20 protein-coding genes are annotated in these 19,605 nt (G+C 63.8%); 3 read left to right on the top strand and 17 right to left on the bottom strand.

Features of this window, described 5'->3' with window-relative positions:
- Positions 1-83 precede the first annotated feature (83 nt).
- Both VGM71_RS01470 and VGM71_RS01465 read left to right on the top strand, forming a co-directional pair.
- Positions 84-2,555, top strand: coding sequence for a TonB-dependent receptor (locus VGM71_RS01470; protein WP_331541992.1), 2,472 nt, complete (start codon positions 84-86; stop codon positions 2,553-2,555).
- An 8-nt stretch (positions 2,556-2,563) separates the two neighbouring features.
- A complete protein-coding gene (locus tag VGM71_RS01465; protein ID WP_331542004.1) occupies positions 2,564-3,826 on the top strand; it encodes a histidine-type phosphatase in 1,263 nt (420 codons plus the stop codon).
- Between the two features lie 85 nt (positions 3,827-3,911).
- On the opposite strand, the gene VGM71_RS01460 is transcribed toward VGM71_RS01465, so the two are convergent.
- The 16 genes from VGM71_RS01460 to gspE all read right to left on the bottom strand — a co-directional run bounded on the left by VGM71_RS01460 (position 3,912) and on the right by gspE (position 18,024).
- A complete protein-coding gene (locus VGM71_RS01460; RefSeq protein ID WP_331541991.1) occupies positions 3,912-4,415 on the bottom strand; it encodes a GNAT family N-acetyltransferase in 504 nt (167 codons plus the stop codon).
- Positions 4,400-4,690, bottom strand: coding sequence for a DUF1778 domain-containing protein (locus tag VGM71_RS01455; protein ID WP_331541989.1), 291 nt, complete (start codon positions 4,688-4,690; stop codon positions 4,400-4,402). Before VGM71_RS01455 ends, VGM71_RS01460 begins: the two co-directional genes overlap by 16 nt.
- A gap of 74 nt (positions 4,691-4,764) precedes the next feature.
- Entirely contained in the window at positions 4,765-5,562 is a 798-nt protein-coding gene (locus tag VGM71_RS01450) for a hypothetical protein (protein WP_331541988.1), read from the bottom strand.
- Positions 5,563-5,812: 250 nt separating this feature from the next.
- Positions 5,813-6,115 carry an antibiotic biosynthesis monooxygenase gene (locus VGM71_RS01445; RefSeq protein WP_331541987.1) on the bottom strand — a complete coding sequence of 101 codons (303 nt, stop codon included), beginning with the start codon at positions 6,113-6,115 and terminating at the stop codon, positions 5,813-5,815.
- A gap of 759 nt (positions 6,116-6,874) precedes the next feature.
- Positions 6,875-7,246, bottom strand: a complete 372-nt coding sequence (locus VGM71_RS01440) for a cupin domain-containing protein (RefSeq protein WP_331541986.1) — start codon at positions 7,244-7,246, stop codon at positions 6,875-6,877.
- A 57-nt stretch (positions 7,247-7,303) separates the two neighbouring features.
- Positions 7,304-9,670: a type II secretion system secretin GspD gene (gspD, locus tag VGM71_RS01435; protein ID WP_331541985.1), complete on the bottom strand. Its 2,367-nt coding sequence runs from the start codon at positions 9,668-9,670 to the stop codon at positions 7,304-7,306.
- 3 nt (positions 9,671-9,673) lie between these two features.
- Positions 9,674-10,405 carry a hypothetical protein gene (locus tag VGM71_RS01430; protein ID WP_331541984.1) on the bottom strand — a complete coding sequence of 244 codons (732 nt, stop codon included), beginning with the start codon at positions 10,403-10,405 and terminating at the stop codon, positions 9,674-9,676.
- Positions 10,402-11,025, bottom strand: a complete 624-nt coding sequence (gene gspM, locus VGM71_RS01425) for a type II secretion system protein GspM (RefSeq protein ID WP_331541983.1) — start codon at positions 11,023-11,025, stop codon at positions 10,402-10,404. Before gspM ends, VGM71_RS01430 begins: the two co-directional genes overlap by 4 nt.
- Entirely contained in the window at positions 11,015-12,202 is a 1,188-nt protein-coding gene (locus VGM71_RS01420) for a PilN domain-containing protein (protein WP_331541982.1), read from the bottom strand. Before VGM71_RS01420 ends, gspM begins: the two co-directional genes overlap by 11 nt.
- Entirely contained in the window at positions 12,199-13,020 is an 822-nt protein-coding gene (locus tag VGM71_RS01415) for a type II secretion system protein GspK (RefSeq protein ID WP_331541981.1), read from the bottom strand. The genes VGM71_RS01420 and VGM71_RS01415 overlap by 4 nt, the downstream gene beginning before the upstream one ends.
- A 29-nt stretch (positions 13,021-13,049) precedes the next feature.
- The gene (locus tag VGM71_RS01410) at positions 13,050-13,715 is read right to left on the bottom strand and encodes a prepilin-type N-terminal cleavage/methylation domain-containing protein (RefSeq protein ID WP_331541980.1); all 666 of its coding nucleotides are present in this window, start codon (positions 13,713-13,715) and stop codon (positions 13,050-13,052) included.
- The gene (locus VGM71_RS01405; RefSeq protein ID WP_331541979.1) at positions 13,712-14,170 is read right to left on the bottom strand and encodes a prepilin-type N-terminal cleavage/methylation domain-containing protein; all 459 of its coding nucleotides are present in this window, start codon (positions 14,168-14,170) and stop codon (positions 13,712-13,714) included. The genes VGM71_RS01410 and VGM71_RS01405 overlap by 4 nt, the downstream gene beginning before the upstream one ends.
- The gene (locus VGM71_RS01400; protein ID WP_331541978.1) at positions 14,167-14,601 is read right to left on the bottom strand and encodes a GspH/FimT family protein; all 435 of its coding nucleotides are present in this window, start codon (positions 14,599-14,601) and stop codon (positions 14,167-14,169) included. Before VGM71_RS01400 ends, VGM71_RS01405 begins: the two co-directional genes overlap by 4 nt.
- A 9-nt stretch (positions 14,602-14,610) precedes the next feature.
- Positions 14,611-15,036, bottom strand: a complete 426-nt coding sequence (gspG, locus tag VGM71_RS01395) for a type II secretion system major pseudopilin GspG (protein WP_331541977.1) — start codon at positions 15,034-15,036, stop codon at positions 14,611-14,613.
- 20 nt (positions 15,037-15,056) lie between these two features.
- On the bottom strand, positions 15,057-16,271 hold the full coding sequence (gene gspF / locus VGM71_RS01390) for a type II secretion system inner membrane protein GspF (protein ID WP_331541976.1): 1,215 nt from the start codon (positions 16,269-16,271) through the stop codon (positions 15,057-15,059).
- A gap of 16 nt (positions 16,272-16,287) precedes the next feature.
- Complete coding sequence (gene gspE / locus VGM71_RS01385; protein WP_331541975.1) at positions 16,288-18,024, bottom strand: type II secretion system ATPase GspE; 1,737 nt, start codon at positions 18,022-18,024, stop codon at positions 16,288-16,290.
- A 249-nt stretch (positions 18,025-18,273) separates the two neighbouring features.
- Here gspE and VGM71_RS01380 point away from each other — a divergent pair, with 249 nt between their 5' ends.
- A complete protein-coding gene (locus VGM71_RS01380) occupies positions 18,274-19,071 on the top strand; it encodes a TatD family hydrolase (protein WP_331541974.1) in 798 nt (265 codons plus the stop codon).
- Here VGM71_RS01380 and VGM71_RS01375 read toward each other — a convergent pair.
- The gene (locus VGM71_RS01375; protein WP_331541973.1) at positions 19,068-19,604 is read right to left on the bottom strand and encodes a pseudouridine synthase; all 537 of its coding nucleotides are present in this window, start codon (positions 19,602-19,604) and stop codon (positions 19,068-19,070) included. The genes VGM71_RS01380 and VGM71_RS01375 overlap by 4 nt on opposite strands.
- Position 19,605: the final 1 nt, after the last annotated feature.

Genomic DNA, 19,605 nt, shown 5'->3' with positions numbered 1-19,605 from the left:
CCCACTTGTGCGCCCGGCCACTCTTAACTGGGGACCTAGCGGATCACTCCGCGCCGATTTCTCCCCTCCGGGTATTTGCCTCCATGCGTAAGCCGCTCGCCCTTTGCATCGCCCTGGCCTTTGCCAGCCTCGCCACCACGCCCGTCGACGCCGCTCCCGTCGCGCAAGCCATTCCGTCGATGCCCTTGGCGCAGGCGCTCGATCGCTTTGCGCAGGATGCGGGCCTGCAAGTGGTCTACGGTACCGAGATCGCCGACGGCGTGCGCAGCAATGCCACGACGGCGGGCTTGAAACCCACCCAGCAACTGGACGCCATGCTGCGCGGTACCGGCATGACCTACCGTTTCGTCACTCCCACCACGGTGACCGTCATCCCGGGAAACGTCGGGGCCGGCCCGGCGCCGGCAAGCACCAATATCCCGGCGATCGACAGCCGTGACCAGGCGCGCGATCTCGCGCCGGTGAGCGTGCATGCAAATGCCGTGGATACGCTTGCCCCCAGCGCGGCGCCGCTGGAAGCCAGCCAGCCGACCTCGGTGATCGATGAGCGTTTCATCCGCGATGGCCTGCGCTTCAACGCCAACTTCGACGACATCATCAAGTACGCGCCGAGCGTTACCGTGACTTCGCCCGAAGGCCCAGGCCTGGGCAAGAACGAAGGCATCAGCATCCGCGGCTTCCAGGACGGCCAGTTCAACATCACCTTCGATGGCATTCCCTTCGGCGACGCCAGCGACCTGCACCACACCACCTCGGCGTACTTCAACAACCACGTGCTGGGGCAGGCCGAGATCGACCGCGGTCCGGGCGGCGGAACCACCATCGGTAACGCCACCTTCGGCGGCACCGTGGCACTGCGCTCGCGCGATCCGTCGGATGATCCCGGCATCACGGCTTATCTCACTGTAGGCAGCTGGGATACGCACGCCGGTGGCGTGACGGCCGATGAGACGGTAGGCAATACGAAGATCTTCGCCGACCTGTCGAAGGAGTCCAGCGAAACGTTCCTGAAGGGCACCGACGACAAGCGCGACCACGCTTTCATCAAGACCATCAGCAACTTGGGTGATGTCACTACGCTCACCTTCCTCACCAGCTACAACCGCGAGCACCAGAACACCGTGCAAGGCGCCACCAAGGCCGAGATCGACCAGTACGGCTGGCGCTTCGGCCTGGGCGATGACCCCACCGTGCAGAATGACAAGGACGCCAACAACGCGGCGTACTATTCCAGCTTCACCTACCTTGGTCTTGCCACCCAGCTTGCTGGTTGGGATCTGGACGACAAGGTGTACTACAACAGCTTCGACCACTGGGCCCGCAAGGCGGCCGACGCTTCGGACATCGACCCGGCCGACAACGGCGTGACGTTCTACAACGCCGCCGGCAAGAAAGTATCCACGTCGAAGACGGACCTTCCTGGCAAGCTCTCCGACTCCGGTTTCCGCGCCTTCGGCAACGTGTTGCGACTGGGTCACGACCTTGGCCCCGGTACCTTCCTGACCGGCATCTGGCTCGAGCGCAGCCTGGATGCGCGGTACCAATACCCGCTGGACCTCACCACCGGCGCCAAGACCGGCACCAAGTACGGCCCGGTCGACAACTACCTTCTCGACGACCGCACCGACACCGTGCAGCCCTATGTGCAGTACGACTGGAAAGTGACCGATGCAATCACGGTAAGCCCTGGCGTACGCTATTCGGAAGTGACGCGCTCGCTCGACGCGCCGTTGAACAAGGTGTCGCCGCCGGTCCCGATCAATGCCGAGGCCACCTACCGTGCCACGTTGCCGTCGATCAGCGTGCACGACAAGCTCAGTGATTCGTGGACAGCCTATGCGCAGGCGGCCAAGGGCTTCCTGGCTCCGCCAATCGACGTGATCCAGGTGAACGGATCGCGCGGCCTCGATCCGGAACTCACCAAGAATTACCAGATCGGCACCGCCTACGCCTCGCGTGAATTTACCTTCGGCGCGGATGTGTACTACGTCAATTTCTCCAACTTCATCACCGAGACGGAAGTCGATACCGGCAACGGCAACGAAGACACCTTCGTCAACGGCGGCGGCGCGATCTACAAGGGCGCGGAAGTCGAAGGCACCTGGGCCCTCACCCATGCGCTCAGCCTTTACGGCAACGCCAGCTACAACAAGGCCACCTACAAGAACAGCAGCGTGCAGGTGGCCGGAACACCGAAGGTCACCGCCGCGCTGGGCCTGCTCTACAGCGGCAGCACCGGTTACTTCGGCTCGCTGATGGGCAAGTTCCTGGGGCACCAGTACGGCCTGGATAACACGACCGACGACGACGGCAACCTGGTATTCAAGAACGACCAGCGCATCGCCGGCTACCTGACGGTGGACGCCGCAGCGGGCTACCGCACGGAAACCGGTCCCTGGGGCACCAAGGGCTTTTCTGTCAGCGTGGACGTGAACAACCTCTTCAATGTGAAGAAGTTCACCGGTTACGCCGGGACCCAGGCCGTCAGTGGCGATCCGCTGTACTTCGGCCTGCCCGGTCGCGGTATCTTCCTTGATGTGTCGGTGAAGCTGTGAGGTTGGACATGCGCCCTGGTTGGATTCGTACCACTGTATGGACGTCGCTTGTGCTTGCAGCCGTCGGCAGCGTGGGTGCCATGGCTGCGCCCGCACCCCACGGCGAAACGGCTGTGGCGGAGATCGTGCTGCTTCGCCACGGTGTGCGCTCACCTACGACCGCACCAGACGCCCACGCAAGTTATGCCAGCCAACCGTGGCCATCGTGGCCCGTGGCGCCTGGCATCCTGACCCCGCACGGGCATGCAGGCATGCAGGCGCTTGGCGCGTTCTATCGCCAACGCTTGATCGCCAACGGCAATCTCGGCCAGGCCTGCCCCACCGCTGACCAGCTGCAGGTGATCGCCGACACCACGCCGCGCAACAAGGAAAGTGCCCAGGCCGTCATCGATGGACTGGTTCCCGGCTGTCATCTGTCATTCCTGGCCATGTCCGGCGACGACAACAATCCTTTGTTCCACTACGCAAAGGGCGACAAGAACGACGACGCCAGCCCTGCACCGACGGAAGTCTCCCCCGCGCTGGCGGAGCTCCAGGCGATCGTGCTCGGATGTACCGACAAGGCTTGCCTGAAGACGGCGTCAGATTCAGGCAAAAAACTTTTGGTCGAAGACGACAAACCCACGCACAAGGCCTACAAACTGTCAGGCACGTTAAGCGAAAACCTCATGTTGGCTTACGCTGAAGGCAAGCCGGTCAACGAGGTGGCGTGGGGACGAGCCGATGCCGCCAGGCTGGGCAAAGTCATCGTGCTGCACAACGACGCGTTTGCCCGCGACAAGAAGAGCATGCCCGCCGCGGCGCAGGCCGGATCGAACCTGGCGGCACACATCCTTGCAACGTTGCAGGCCGCAGCCGGCGAACCCACGACGACGACAGCGTTATCGCCTCACGGCCGTGGCGTCTTTGTATTGATTGGCCACGACACGAACCTGGCCAATATCGCCGGGGTCTTCGGGCTGGATTGGCACGATGCGAGGCGGCCGGACGACTATCCGCCCGGCGGCGGGTTGGTATTTGACCTGTTCAAGCGTGGAAACCATTATGTAGTGAAGGTAAGCGCGCTGATGCCGTCAATGGACGATCTTCGCGGCAACCACTTCGACGACATGAAGCCGGCGAAGCTGCATGTAAGCGGATGCGGTGGGCGCGACGAATGTCCGTTGGCCGCCTTCGCAGCCGCAGCCAAACAGTCAATCGATGGCTCACGCGTGATTTCCGGCCTACCGGCAATGGCACGGCAGTCGCTTGCGAACTCCGTGACGCATTAGCTCGGGAGGTTGTCCGCCAGCACGTCGGCGGTGCGAATCTTCGGCGTGCTTGCGCCCACCGCTTGCTCACCACAATCCCTAAAGGTTACCCACCGGCCTTCAAGTCGGCGAGCGTCGCCATCAGCGTCTGGGGATCCAACGGGGATGATTCGAAACCGACCCGCTCGTAGAAACACTTCGCCTCATCGGACAGCGCATGCACGATCATTCCTCGAATGCCGATAGTGTCCGCAGCCTGGATCACACGAAGGCCAGCATCGCGCACCAGGGCGCGGCCCATTCCGTTACCGTGTAGCGATTTGTCGACGGCCAGCCGACCCAAGACCACGACTGGTATTGGGTCCGGCATGTTGCGGCGGAAACGCCCCGGTGTGGCTTCGACATTGATCGCGGCTGAGGCAAGCGAGTAGTACGCAAGCACACTGCGACCCTCGGCAGCGACAAACGTACGGGAGGCGCCGGTTGCCTGGTTTCTCAACGCGCGACGTTTCAGCCAATGGTCCAGGCTATCGACGCTTGATGTAAATACTCCCAACTCGTGATGTGAACCCAGGGGCTCAGGCGCCCCAATACTCACGCCTTGTCCCATGGGGGTGGCGTTTGCATCGTCTTGCGCAAGCGCTCATTCGGCTGGGGCGGCATATCAAGTCGGGCGAGAAAGGCTGCATAGGCATCAGGGCCTACAGCAATGACGGCCTGGTCGAGTACAGCTTCTTCGGCCGCGGCTCTGGCTGCCTCCAGCACGAAATCGGTGCGATTCTTCCCTCGCACTTTGGCCGCGCGGTCAATCAGGCTCCGCTCCTCGGCTTTGATACGGATGTTCAAGGTTTCCCGCTTGGCCGGCAGATTGTGGTGTGCAGTCATGGTCCGAACCTCAACGTAGAGAGGCATTCTACCGGGCCGTAATGACTTTGTCATTACGAAAAGCCGCTCCCGGATCACCGGCCCAACCGCCTCGCCAACGCCTCCAGCGAATTTTGGTTTTCGTGAATGCGATCGGGCCGAAGCGGCTGCAACATCAGCGAATAAGACATGCTGTCCGTCATCCATGCCACGGAAACGAGTGTCCGCCCGTTCGGCGTTCGTGCAGTTTTTGCGATGGCCGGGCGTCCGTTGACGTCACTCGTGACGAGTTCGCGTATCAGGGAAACAGAAGCCTTGGACGCCGCAAAATCGATTTCTTCGAGTTTGATCAAACCCAGATCGGGAACTTCAAAATATCGCGCAAGTCCTGTCCAGACGCCATCTTCCCATCCACCCGCCGTTGCCGCCTCAATGAAGCGCGAAGCCTCGAGCCTTGTTCCATGGATTGAAATGGGCTCGGCGTGCAGTTTCGGCCTGATTGCCGTCATCGACGAGTACCGCTTCTCAAGCACCCGATCCAGCTCATTCGTTGCCACGGGCGATGGCGCAATGGCGCGTGACAGATCTGGAACTTCCTCGTCGGACGCATTGTAATAGCCATTTTTTGCTTGCTCGGCGAGCTGCTTTTTGATCGTTTCAAGTCGAGCACCTACAAACCACGATTCATCCAGTGAAATCGTTCGGAGCCCAGGTTTCGTGTTTGCTTTCGTCAGATCGATTCCTTGCCCAATGGCGTTGCGGGCCATGACAGGATCAATCACTGGCTCCTTGCTATGGGCTGACCCGGTATCAACCATCACAACACCAGCGGCGGCTGTCGCCTCCGACCAGGGCACTGACAACAGTGCACATAAAAGCATCGGCTTCCTCATCGCCTGCGTCCGTCAAGCTCCTTCGATGGAGCGAAGCAAGCATAGAAAGATGAGTCGGCTCGACGTAGAAGATAAGAGAGCCAGATCGCGCAGGAATCGCACCGATGATTCCGAGCAGATTCTTACATGCCGACAGGCAATGACCTCCAGAGATATCCTTTTTCTTTGCCCTCAGATCTAGACTGATACCGATGCGAATCGATGAGCGGCAATCGATTCGATCGGTGCATGTCCGTTCGAGGCAGGTGTATCAGCGAGGAAGCTTGTCCGCCAGAACGTCTGCGTTGCGAATTTGCGGCACGCTGGCGAGGAGCTCGGCAGCGTTGGCCATCAGGGCCTCTGCCACTTTTCCATTGAGATGCGCATCGCGCCCTTCGTCGCCATCAAAGGCGTCGAAGATGGCGAACGTGCTCTTGTCGAAACGAACGGCAAACCACGTCACCGTGCCGGTCTCGGCGTCGACCAGCGACTGCGCACTCTTGAGGAACGCCGCTACGTCGTCTTCGCGGCCACTCTTGGCATGCAGTTCGACGAACAGGGCCTTGGTAGTCATGCAAGTACTCCGGATCATAAATGCCCGGGCGAGCCGGACGGAATCACAAGAGTGCCAGATACCTTGCTAGAGCGGCGTCAACGCAGGGAAGCACCGGTTCGGTCGCAATGTATTGCGACCGACAATGAACCGATCGGCGGCCGGGCCACCTGACGAATGCGGGCAGATGAACGCCACGGGTTCTGACTCCCGACGGATGCAGCCGGGATGGTCGAGGCCATCGGCGCAGCCGGGGACCGCTTCCGCCGCGTCCCAATGCGTTCATCCACCCGGCCCAGACTCGGTAGGGAAGCGCCACTGCCTTGAAGAGCGCAGGTGGCGGGCGAGCCAGGGTGAGAGCCGCTACGGGAACGGGTCGGGCATAGCCCGCCTGGTCGCCCGCCATAAAGCGGGAGACCCCGGCTGCCACAGGCGAACCTGCGGCGACCGGCCGTAAAACACAGGCTCTCACACCCGGTTGCCAAGTCTCTGGCAACAGGCAAATGATCCGGGTTTTCGCGAAGAGGGTCTATAAGAATGGTCGCAAAGTTGCGACGGGAAGAATACAGAATGAAGCTCAATCGATACGAGAGGCGCTGTGAAATGCAGAGGGCACGAACGAGCTAGCGTACTTGTTCGGTTCAAAGGTAAATGCAAGGCGATTAACTGCCGCATTCAAGGAGGCTGACGATTCGTTCCCGATCGGAGCGAGAGTCATCGTCGACAACGAAAGCCGCGCCCTACCCGACCGAACCAGCACGACATATCGATAATATTCGATCAATTAGCCCGAAGCTGCTCTTCCACCGACCGCGTGCCTTCGATCACGACATCGCCGGTATGCAACGTCGACTTCCGCTCGATCAGCATGATCTCGCATTCCTCGTCAGCCACCGGGTTATGCCGCACGCCCTTGGGAACGATGAACATCTCGCCCTGGCCAATCTCCACCGTTCGGTCTTCCATCTCGATGCGGAGGCGGCCGCTAAGGACAAGGAAGAGTTCGTCCTCATGCTCATGGCTATGCCAGGCTAGCGTCCCCTTGACCTTGGCGACCTTGATGTAAGCATCGTCCACTTCGCCGATTACGCGGGGTGACCAGTAGTCGGTCAGGGCAGAAGCAAGTCTGGAGGGAGAGACAACATCATTCATGGCTTTGGCCGTCGGTCGGTTCGGGGCCGGAGTTCAACTCCGACCCCGTGGGCGCCGTCAGTTCTTGAGTGGCGTGGTGGTCACCGGCGCCACCACGCCCTTGCCTGCCGGCGTGGCGTCGCTGCGGATGGGCGCCAGCGACTCGAACTTCTTCTGGTATTCGTCTGTGATGTCGCGGGCGTCCTCGGCACTCTGGATCACACGCGGGGTGATCAACACGATCAGCTCCGTGCGGTTGCGGTTGCGGCTGGTGCTGCCGAACAGGCGTCCGAGGATCGGAATGCGGTTCAGGCCCGGGATACCGGTATCGGTGCTGGCTTCATCCTGCGCGATCAACCCGCCCAGAAGCACCGTCTGACCGCTCTGCACTGCCACCTGGGTGGCCACTTCGCGGGTGCTGATGGGCGTGTTGCCGCTGGCGTTGCCACTGAGCAGCAACGTGGTGTTGGGCTTGCTCACCTGCTGGTCGATCTGCATGTACACCAGGCCACCGGGATTCACGCGGGGGCGCACTTGCAAGGTGACGCCGGTGGAGATGTACGTGTTGCTGCTGACTGTGTTGTTGGTCGACGAACTGGTGTCCACCGAGGTGGTGGTGACCGGGATCTGGTCACCCACGTTGATCGCGGCGTCCTGGTTGTTCAACACCACCAGCGAGGGCGCGGAAAGCACCTTGGCGTTGCCACTTTGCTCCACTGCATGAATGGCGGCGGATAGATTGTTGTTGGCGAAGGAATAGTAGAACGCGTCGCCCAGGCTGGAGCCGGAAGGCTTGTTGAAGTTGAAGCCACCCTGCCCCAGTGCGTACTGCTGCTTGTTGCCGGGCTGGGTGACGTTGCCGTCGGTGCTACCGACCAGGCCTTCGAGGTACCACTGCACGCCGAAGGAGAACTGGCCGGTAAGTGTTACTTCCAGGATGCGCGTTTCGATCTGCACCTGCAGCGGCACAGCGTCCAGGCGCCGGATCACGCCTTCGATTTCGTGCCACTGCGACGGACGCGCACGCACGAGCAGCTGGTTGTTGTTGTCCACCGCCGAAATGCGCACGCCCTCGTCGGTGGTGACCGAGGCATTGGCCTGACCGGCATTGTTCGAGTTATTGCTGCTGCTGTTGTTGTTGTTCTGGCCGAAGCGGCCACCGCCACCACCGAACCCGCCGCCGCTTCCAAAGCCGCCACCACCCACGCCGCCTGTACTCCCCAGGCCCGAGGTACCACCGCCGTAGCCGGAGGTACTGCCGTAACTGGAGGAATTACCAAAGCCGCCGGCATTGCTGCCGAAGGCGCCGCCGCCACCGGTGCCGAGTGAACCGCCGGACAGACCCCGTCCGACACGGCCGTTATTGCCGCTGCTGTTGCTGCTGCTTCCGTTACTGCCACCGCCGTAGATGTTGCCCAGGTACTGGGCAAGGTCGGAAGCTTGCACGTTGCGAACATCATAGACGTAGAGTTGCGGGTCGTTGCCGCTGCCCTTGTCGATGCGGTCCAGCCAGTCCTTTACTTCGTCCAGGTAGCGTGGCTGCTGGCTGATCACCACCAGCGAGTTGGTGCGCTCGATGGGGATGAAGCGAAGCAGGCCTGCGAGCGGCGTATCACCCTTGGGGCCGAACATACCGTTGAGTTGCGGGATCAATTCGCGAACATCCGCGCGCTCAAGATTGAACACGCCGATCGAGGTGTTCTTCAGCCAGTCGACGTCAAAGATGTTTACAGTGCGCTGGTAGTTGGCCAGTTCATCGCCAGTACCCGACAGGATGATGACATTGCGGTTCGGGTCGGCCAGCAGGATGGCATCGTTGCGGGTGAACGGCTTGATCAGCTTTACCATCTCGGTGGCGCTGATGAAACGCAACGGATACAACCGTGCCTGCAGGCCGCCGCGCGGCGCCCCGGCGCCGAGGCTGGGCACGATGTTGCCGGCGACGGCCTCCTTCACCGGCATCACCACGTAGCGGCCGTTCTGGTTGACCAGCGCGTTGCCCGTCCACGACAGCAGCATCTCAAGGATGGGCAGGGCGTCGCCGCTGGACACCGGCTGCGAAGTGGAGAACGAAATATTGCCCTGCACGCCCGGAACGATGCTGTAGTTGGCGTGCAGGAGGTCGCCCAGGATGGCCTTGACCACGGCCTCCACCGGCTGGTTTTCGAAATTGAAGGTCACCGCGCCATCACCGGCGGCCTGTTTGTGCGGTTTGGCCAGGTTCTGTGGATGCACGTATTCGCCGCTGCCGCGGGTAAGTTCGGGCTTCTCCGGCACCTGCGGCGGCGCGGCGTCCTGATGCAGGGCCAGCGGTGCAGGAACGGGGGCACCGGCGCCGGCGACGGCCTCGCGCTGGAGGGAGTCGTCGCGTGGTTGCGGCAAGGAGGCGCAGCTCGCCAGCAGGATGGCGAGGGCGGCGGCCGTGATCGGTCGGATGGCAAACATGCGTCAACGTACTCCTTCGGGGACCTGCTGTTGTTGCGCGGCTTGTTCAGCACGCCGTCGTTGCACCGCCGCCCGCAGGGCGTCGATGCGAGCGCGGCGTTGCGCGGCTTCACTGCCTGGATCGTCGCCCGGCGGCGGCGGATTCTGTGCGGTACGGTTGTCGGGGGCATGCTCGGTGTTTGCAGGCGGCTGTCCCGCAATCGGCGGTCGCTGGGCATCGGCGGCGGCATTTTCCGCCGGCTTGGCCAGGGCGTCCGGCCGCGCGGTGACCAAGGTGAGGTCCTTGCGTTCCCCGCCGTTGTCGAAAGTGGCGCTGCGCGGTCCTAGCGTGGTCAGCGTCCAGCGGCCATCGGGCAACGCCGTGCCTTCCTTCACGCGTACCTGCTTGTCGCCTGAAGTGCTGCGCAGAAGGGCCATCTTCAGCGTGGGGGTAAGGATGATGCCGGTGAGCTGGAGATCGCCCAGACTTACCGTGTCACTGGTGGCGGCCACCGCGCCCGGCTTGCGGTCAGCGGCGAACAACGGACGTTGCCAGACCTCGGCGAAGCTCGTCAGGGGCATGGTCTGGGGCATCACCGCGCCGTGCACGGCGCGGGCTTCTTCGGGTGTGCCCGGCACGTCGTTCCAGGCCACATGGCGACCTACACCGGCAAGGAATACCAACAGGGCTGCGCCGGTGACGACGCAGGTGCCTACCAGCCAGGGAGTCAGGCGCTGCTGGCCAACGGCGTTCATCGCCGGCCTCCGTTGGCACTGGCGGTGGCCGCGGTAGCGGAAGCGCGCCGGATGTAGCCGGACAGCGTGAACTGGGTTTCCAGCGGCGCGGCGTTGGATGCCTTGGCGGCCACCGGGTTGCGATAGGCGCTGAAGTCGTCCACGAACAGGTATGGCACGCCGTCTTCAAGGTCGTGCAGCACGGCGGCCAACGGCTGCACGCCGCAACGCAGGCTGATGTTCACCGTTACCCGGGTATAGGGCTCGCCGGCCTTGCCGGCAGTAGGCACCGGCATCTTCTGCACCACGTCGCAGGGGCCGGCATCCTTGTGCGACTCGGCCACCGTCACCACGCGCTGCATCAGGTTGGCAGCGGCGGTGTTGGCGTCGTCGTCGGGCAGGAAGGCGTCGCTCTGCACCTGGTTCTGCGACAACTGCGCGATGCGCTTCTCCAGAGCGGGGCGTTCGGCGATGGCCGCGGCGAAGCGGCTGTGCGTGTCGCGGACATCGGCCATGTCGTCGGCGATGCGCATCTGCGGCGCCACGAACCACCAGTGCACCAGCACGAAATAGGCTATCGCCACCACCACCACGAGTAGCAGCACGGCGAGCAGGCGCGAGGGGGCGGGATCAAGGCGCACGCTTGCCTCCGGTGCTGGCGGAGGTGGGAGCGGTCTTGACCTGCACGGGTGCGGGTGCGGTCGCTGGCGGTTTTACCTTGGCCACCATGTAGAAGCGCTCCTTGCCCGATGATGGATCGGTGGCGATAGTGCCCTGGAAGCTGGGTTCACCGATCAACCTGGCGCCTTTGAGCGCATCGACCAGCTTTGCCGCCGTGGGGCTTTGTCCCTGGAAGCCGAGGTCGCCCGTGTTGCTGATGGTCAGCCGTTCAAGCCAGGTGTCATCGGGGAGCCGGCGGGTGAGTTCATCAAGCACGGACAACACGGACACCGTGCTGGCTTTGCGCTGGGCCAGGAAGCCCGCGGCACCGGCACTTTCCGTCAAGCGCTGGCGCAGGGCGGATACCTTCTGTGCATCGGCGCGCATGTCCTCCACTTCAGCATTCATGGCATCGAGCGCGGACTGCCGGTTATGTACCCAGGTGGCCATCGCGGCGATGGCCAGCACCAGTGCACCGACGGCCAGGGCAAGGTTCATGCGGCGGCGGCGATCCACGCGCTGCGCACGACGCTCGGGCGGAAGCAGGTTGAAGCCGGCGCGGTGGTCGTCCTTGAGCGTATCCACCGCATCAATGGCAAAGCCGGCGGTTATCAGTCTGTCCAGCAGTGGATCGACCGCGCCACGCGGCGTGGCGGCCATTTCCACCATCACCTTGCCCGTGGGCGCGGCGACGTCGCGAAGTTCGCGCACGCCAAAGTGAACCTGTTCCGGACGGAACGGCGTTTGCCGATCGATTTCGTAACCGGCCACCTGGCGCAGGTTGGAACGCGCAGCGGCAGGCAGGGATAGCTGGCGCCGCAACACCTGGCCCGGTGGCAGCACCAGGGCGACGCGAAGATCACCCGGCGCCACCGAAGCGGTGGCGCGGCGGAACGCCGCCAGTTGGGCGGCGCCGTCAAGTTCGCCATCGATGAAATGGATCTCGCCCCCGCCCGAAGAACGTACCGACCATCCCTTCGGCTCGGCGGCGAGCAGATACCAGTGCGGACCGGCCGCTATGGCCGAGCGCAGGCGCGTGGGAAGCAGGCCCGACAGCTCGCCCGACCACCAGGTAAAAAACGCTGGCATCGGCGAGTCGCGCCAGGCCTGGCGCACCTGGCGCATGGGTTCGTGCAGTGCTTCCTGCCACGCCGTCATTCGGAATCTCCTTCCTGCCATCGCAACACTGCATAGGGCTGGCTTCCCGCCTGCGCCCCGCGCAATCGAACCACGACGCGGAGCACCGCGCGGGTGCCGTCCGCCAGCGTCGCCTCGGACCGGATACTATGCGTTACTCCACTGGCGCCCGCCACCGAAGCATTCGGGTCCTGCCGTGTTGCCAGCAGGGCATTGGCCTGGTCCGGGGTCATGCCCGGAATCGCGGCCAGCGCCAGCGGCGGCGCATGCACCGGATTGGGTCTCTCACGTCCGGACCAGATCGTCACCACGGGCGCCACCGCTTCATAAAGGTCGTTATCCATACCAAGGACCTGTTGCAGTTCCTCGATGGTGGCGAAGGGTCCGTTACGTGGCCCGTAAGGTAAGCCGGCAGCTTTGTAGGCCGGTGCCTTGGCTCCGTTCGGTAATCCCGCTATGCCAAACGAGCGCCAATCCTGCACGGCGGCGGCCAGGGAGATCGCACGTTGTTGCGGCGCACCGGCCGCCTGAAACAGGGCTTGCAGCACGGCGCCGCCGGCACTGTTGAGGTCGACCTTGCCGTCTTCGTCGACTACGGTGACGCTCACCTTGGCGTCGTCGAAGGTGATCGCATAGGGTCGACCGTCAGGAATCGGACGCTGTTGGGGGTCCTGTGACATCAATCCGTTGATGGTCTGAATCAGGCCGGCCTCGGCCGCATAGTGCGCCTGTGTCTGGGCGAACTGATAGCGCGCCTGCAGGCCTTCGGTGCGAGACATCACCGCAAAGCCCCCGAGCAGGATCGCCAGCAACGTGCACGCCCACAGTACGATCAGCATGGCCACGCCGCGCTGGCGGACAGGCGTGCTCATCGCAGCACCGACGGCCGGCGCGGCAGGTTGCCAAGCGGATTGCGCCCGTTCACCGAGGTCGGATCGATGCGCAAGGGTGCGATGATCTCCGGCGAGTTCACGCTGCCGGCCAGCTTCATGCGCAGGGCGATCATGGCGGGAAGGCGGCGGCCATCGGGCCAGCGATCCACCCATGGCCCGGGGTTACCCTGGTCGTCATAGCCCTGATAGGCGAACGTACCGCTGTTCACCCCAGCCAGGAGGATCTCCGGATCACCCGGCGGCGCCGGTGGCGAACCATCGGGCGGAAGCGGGCTGAAGGTCACCTGCAGCCGGTTGCTGTTGTTGTCGCGCACAAGTTGCAACGTCATGATCTGTGCCCCCGTCCTGCCAAGATATCCCGGCAACGGGGCGACGAAACGCGCGGAATCGGGCTGTCCGTCGAAGACAATGCCATCGCCGTCGTCAGTGACGGCGAAGGGCAGCGCCAGGGCCTGCGCCACTTCGCGCTGGACGAACTGCGCGGTGGAGCGCACTTCGTCCATACGTCCGATACGTTCCTCGCCGCCATGCACGATCCGCGTTGCCGAGTGGATGCCCGAATACACGCCCAGCAGGATCAGGCTCAGCAGCACGATGGCCGCAAGCACTTCGATCAGGGTGAAACCATGTTCGTGCTTCATGGCATGCCCGTGATTGCGTTGCCGACACCCGTGGCCCCTGGAGGCGGAGCCAGGCGCAGGGTGGAGAAACGGGCCGTCTGGTTGCCCCAGCCGATCTCCAGGTCCAGCCGGAACAAACGCGGCGCGGACAGATTCTGCTGGGACGCCTGCAGCTGCAGCGGCGAGGTCTGCTGGCCGGGCGGCTGCCACGGCGACACGGTGAGCCGCCACCTATAGTTGTCGTCGAACTTGCCCTGGGTGACGCCAGGCTGCAAGGGATCCACCACATAGGCGCCGTCGAGCACCGCCCGCGCGTGCAGGGCCGCGATGCTGCGGTCGCCGGCCTTCGCCGTCAGGCGCAGCGACGAGCCTGCCACTTGCATCAGTGCAGCGAAGGCCACCGCCAGCACGGCGATGGCGGCGATCACCTCGAGCAGGGTGAAGCCGCGCTGGCCCTGATGCGACCTCCGCCTCATTGGCGGTCCACGCTGATCGCGCCGGTAAGCCACGCCACATTCACTCGCCACTCCCGCGTGCCGCGGCTAAGCGTGATGCGCCCACCGGTGGAACTGCCGTCCGGAAAGAAGCGGATGGCTGCCTGGCTTTTGGACTGGTCGGCCCTGGCGCTGTTCACCGAGAGCTTCATCCCCTCGGGCAAATGCTGCACATCGCGCCCGGGAGACTGGTAGGTCGGTGGGGATACATCCACCAGGAAACGCTGTTCCTTGCCCTGCACGATCGCCTGCATGCGCGTGTAGCGAAGGGCGCTTGCCAGCTCGCCGGATGCGGCATTCACCCGTGCCGAGGCCAGGCCCTGGCTTACCGGAATGGATACCGCAGCTGCCGCCAGGCCCAGCAGCAGGATGACCGCGAGCATCTCGAAAAGCGTGAAGCCGCGCGGTCGCATGGGGGCTCGTTACTGCCAGTTACCGTAGTCGGCGTTGTAGCCGTCGCCACCGGGCTTGCCGTCCTGGCCATAGAACACGAGGTCGTAGCTGCCGTGCTCACCCGGCGCCTGGTAGCCGAACGGGTGGCCCCAGGGGTCTTTCAGGTCCGACGGCTTGGCATAGGGGCCCTGCCAGTTACCGGCATTGGCGGGTTTGGTGACCAGGTCGTCGAGGCTCGGTGGCGCCGATCCGTTGTCCAGGGCGTAGTTCTCGACCTTCTGGCCGAGCGTGATCACCTGCGCCTTGCCGGCGCCGTATTTACCCTTGTCCAGGTTTTTCACCACCTGGTTGACCACGATCGCGCCGACGATGCCGATCAGCACGATCACGGCGAGCATTTCAAGGAGGGTGAAGCCACGCTGTGCGTGGGTGGGAAGTGAGCGACGCTGGATCATGCTTGAACCTCGTGATGCAATCATTGGATGTTGCTCGTCAGGCTGAGCAACGGAAGCAGGATGGCGGACATGATGATCGCCACGAGTACCGTCATGACGATGGTAAGGGCAGGCACCAGGGCAGCGAGCAGGCGGTCGATGGCGCGCCTGGCCTCGACATCGAAGGTGTCGGCAACCTTCAGAAGCAAGGTATCGAGCGCGCCGGCCTCCTCCCCCACCTGGATCATCTGCAGCGCCAGGCGTGGGAATCGCTGGGTAGCTGCCAGCGCGGTGCCAAGGCCCGCGCCACCCTTGACCTGTTCGGCAGCCTTGCCGAGGGCTTCGTCGAGCGCCCGGTTGCCGGTGACCTGACGGGCTATGGTGAGCGAAGACAACAGCGGCACGCCGTTCTTGAGCAAGGTACCCAGCGTGCGTGCGATGCGTGCGGTTTCCACCTTAAGCAGCAGCGGCCCGGATACTTTCAGCTCCAGCAGCTTGCCGTGGAATGCCAGGCGGGTGGCCGGGTCGCGCAAGCGCATGCGCACGAAGAACACGCCCACGATGATCAGGACCAACACCACCAGCCACCAGTTGCTGATGAATTCGCCCAGCGCCAGCACCGCGCTGGTGATCCACGGCACCGGTACCTGCATGTCCTGGAAGATCGGCACGAACTGCGGCACCACATAGGCCAGCAACAGGATCAACGAACCGAACACGCCCACCATCAGGAAGGCGGGATAGATCAGAGCATTGATGATGCTGCCGCGCAGGGCCTGGGCGCGTTCGAGGTAGTCGGCCAGGCGGCGCAGGGTTTCTTCCAGCGAACCACCGGCCTCGCCGGCGCGTACCAGCGAGATGTACAGCCGCGGGAACACGCCGTGTTCTTCTTCCAGCGCATGGGACAACGTGTTGCCGCCACGCACGCGATCGCGCACGCGTTCGACCAGTTTCTTCGCCCGCTCGCTGTCGGGAAGATCAAGCAGGATGCCCAGCGCGCGATCGAGCGGCTGGCCGGCACCGAGCAGGGTAGCCAGCTGATGGGTGAACAGTGCCAACTGATCGCCACTGAACGGCCCGCGGCTGAACATGCCGCCAATGCCGCCGCCACCAGCGGCGTTGGCCTCGCGAGCATCCAGCGGCGTGTGGCCCTGGTCCTGCAGGCGGGCGATGACGTCATCGACACTGGCCGCTTCCATCTGACCCTGCAGTACTTCGCCTGAGGCAGTGACGGCGCGATAGCTGAACTGCGACATGATTGAAGGCGGCCGGTCAGGATTCCTGCGTCACACGCAGGACTTCCTCGATGGTGGTAATGCCCTGGACAGCCTTCGCCAGGCCGTCCTCGTACATCGTGCGCATACCCTCAGACCGGGCCAGGCGCTCGATCTCGCCGGCATCGGCGCGTTGCATCACCAGGCGGCGCAAGGGGTCGGTCATCACCAAAAACTCCATGATGGCGCGGCGCCCGCGGTACCCGGTGGGGTTGGCGGTGCTCGAGCCGGGCTTCCATAAACGAATGGGGCGCTCGTTGGTGTACTTGTGCAGCTCGAATTGCTCCACCACCTCGGGCAGGGCCTCGTAGGCGACGGCGGTTTCCGGGTCCAGGCGGCGCACCAGGCGCTGGGCCAGGATGCCGTTGACGGTAGATCCGAGGAGGTAGTCCTCGACCCCCATGTCCAGCAGGCGGGTGATGCCGCCCGAGGCGCTGTTGGTGTGCAGGGTGGAAAGGACCAGATGGCCGGTGAGCGCGGACTGGATGGCAATGCGACAGGTTTCCAGGTCGCGCATTTCGCCGATCATGATGATGTCCGGATCCTGGCGCACGATCGAGCGCAGGGCGCCGGCGAAATCCAGGCCGATCTGCGGTTTCACCTGGATCTGGTTGATGCCCTCGATCTGGTATTCGACCGGGTCTTCGACGGTGATGATCTTCACGTCGGGTGTGTTGATCTTCGACAGCGCGGTGTAAAGCGTGGTGGTTTTACCCGAGCCCGTGGGGCCGGTCACCAGCAGGATGCCGTGCGGGCGCTCGAGTACCTCGATGAAACGCTGCTGGAAATTGTCGGTAAACCCCAGGGATGCGAAGTCGAACACTACTGACTCGCGATCCAGGATGCGCATTACCACCGATTCGCCGAAGCTGGTGGGCACGGTGGATACGCGAAGATCCAGCTCCTTGCCCTGCACGCGCAGCTGGATACGGCCGTCCTGCGGCAGGCGGCGTTCGGCGATGTTCAGCCGCGCCATGATCTTCACGCGGGAGATCACCGCGGCGGTGGAACTGGCAGGCGGGGCTTCTACCTCGTGCAACACGCCATCGATGCGGTAACGCACCTTCAACCGGCTTTCGAAGGGCTCGATATGTACGTCGGACGCGCGTTGCTCCACGGCACGCTGCAGGATCAGGTTGACCAGGCGGATCACCGGCGCCTCGGAGGCGAGATCGCGCAGATGCTCGACGTCTTCTTCCTCGGCGGCGGTGCCATCGAGGTTTTCCACGATGCTGCCCATGGCTGAACGGCCCTGGCCGTAATAGCGCTCGATCAGGTCGTCGATTTCAGAGCGCACGCCGATGCGCAATTGAACCGGGCGGCCGGTGGCCAGCCGCGCGGCCTCCAGCGGGAAGGTATCGGCGGGGTCGGCCACGATCAGGGCCAGGCCGTCGTCGCCTTCGCGCACGGGTACCACGTGGTATTGCTTCAGGAACCTCAGCGACAGTTCCACTTCCGCTGGCGGCATGTCCGGGGCATCGCGGGCCGACATCAGCGGGGCATCAAGCAGTTCCGCCCAGCCTTCGGCCAGGTCGCGCTCGGACACCAGGCCCAGGCGGGCCATCAGGGAGGTGAGGGTGCCCTCGGGGGACTCCTCGTGCAGGCGGCGGGCGCGGGCAAGATCGGCGTCCTTAAGGCGACCGCGCGCCACCAATGCCGCGCAGACATCCGCCTCGCTGAGCGAGGGTGTCTTGCCCGGGCGCTCCGTGCGCGTGGCTCCGCTTGCTGCCGCCATGGTTGTTTCCCGTCCCTGCCGCGTCTTTAGGGGTGAACGATCTAGCATAACCCGGCCCAAGCTACCCGATGATGGCGAGAATTCGGAAAGCTTTGCGAATGAATGTGACCGTGTTCAGCATCTGGTAGTTCCGTAGCGAACCGCGGCGCAGGCCGCCTGGAATTGCGAAACAAGCCGCCTACACGGAGGCGGGCAATACGCTGACGTGGAATAATGGCCGGTCCTGTCGCAGCGCAGCATGAAATCCGCATGGATCTGATCGACATCGGTGCCAACCTCACCCACGAGTCCTTCCGCCACGATTTCGACCAGGTGCTGCAACGGGCGGCCGGACAGGGCGTATCCCGGCTGGTGGTGACGGGTGCCTCGCTCCAGGGCAGCGTCGATGCCCTGGCACTCGCCCGCCAACGGCCCGGAGTGCTTTTTGCCACCGCGGGCGTGCATCCCCATCACGCCGTGGATTACGACGACACGACGGACGCGCGGCTTCGGGAACTGGCCACCCAGGCCGAGGTGGTCGCCGTCGGCGAGACCGGCCTGGACTACCATCGAAACTATTCACCGCGGGACATACAGCTGGCCGTCTTCGAGCGCCAGCTCGCTATCGCCGTGGACCTGCACATGCCGGTGTTCCTGCACCAGCGCGATGCCCACGACGACTTCATCGCCCTCCTGCGTTCCGTACGCGACCGCCTGCCTGCCGCGGTAGTGCATTGCTTCACCGACAACGGTGAAGCGCTTCGCCACTACCTGGACCTGGATTGCCACATTGGCATCACGGGATGGATCTGCGATGAGCGGCGCGGCACGCACTTGCGGGAACTGGTAAAGCTGATACCGGCCGACAGGCTGATGCTGGAAACCGATTCGCCCTACCTGTTGCCACGCACCGTGAAGCCGCCACCGGCGCACCGACGGAACGAACCGATGTTCCTGAAGCACATCTGCGAGGAAGTGGCGCGTGATCGTGGCGAGGACGCCGCGGCGGTCGCCGCGGCAAGCACGCGGACGGCCGAACTTTTCTTCCGGCTCGAACGCGCCGGCTAGCCCTTCAATATCCGGGTCTGGCCCAGGCCCAGGCCATCCAGGCGATAAGGCCCGATCGATTCACGCACCAGGCGCAAGGTGGGAAGTCCCACGGCAGCCGTCATCCGGCGGACCTGGCGGTTGCGCCCCTCGCGCAGTGTGATTGCCACCCAGCTGGTGGGGATCGTTTTGCGGAATCGCACCGGCGGGTCGCGGGGCCAAAGCCATGAAGGCTCATCGATCGCCACGGCGCCGGCCGGCAAGGTAGGACCGTCGTTAAGCGTGATGCCACGACGCAAGGACTCCAGGGCGTCGTCGGTAGCCAGGCCTTCCACCTGCACCAGGTAGGTCTTGGCCTCCTTGTGCTTCGGGTCGGTCAGCCGGTGGGCCAGGGCACCATCGTCGGTAAGCAGCAACAGGCCTTCGCTGTCATGGTCCAGCCGTCCGGCAGGATAAATATCCTTCTGGCGGACGAATGCCGCGAGGGTCGGGCGACCCTCGCGGTCGACGAACTGGCACAGCACGCCGTAAGGCTTGTTCAGTGCCAGCAACATG

Origin of the sequence: Luteibacter sp., assembly GCF_036499525.1 — a bacterium.
Classification (GTDB): domain Bacteria; phylum Pseudomonadota; class Gammaproteobacteria; order Xanthomonadales; family Rhodanobacteraceae; genus Luteibacter.
This window is presented reverse-complemented; position numbering and strand designations above follow the sequence as displayed.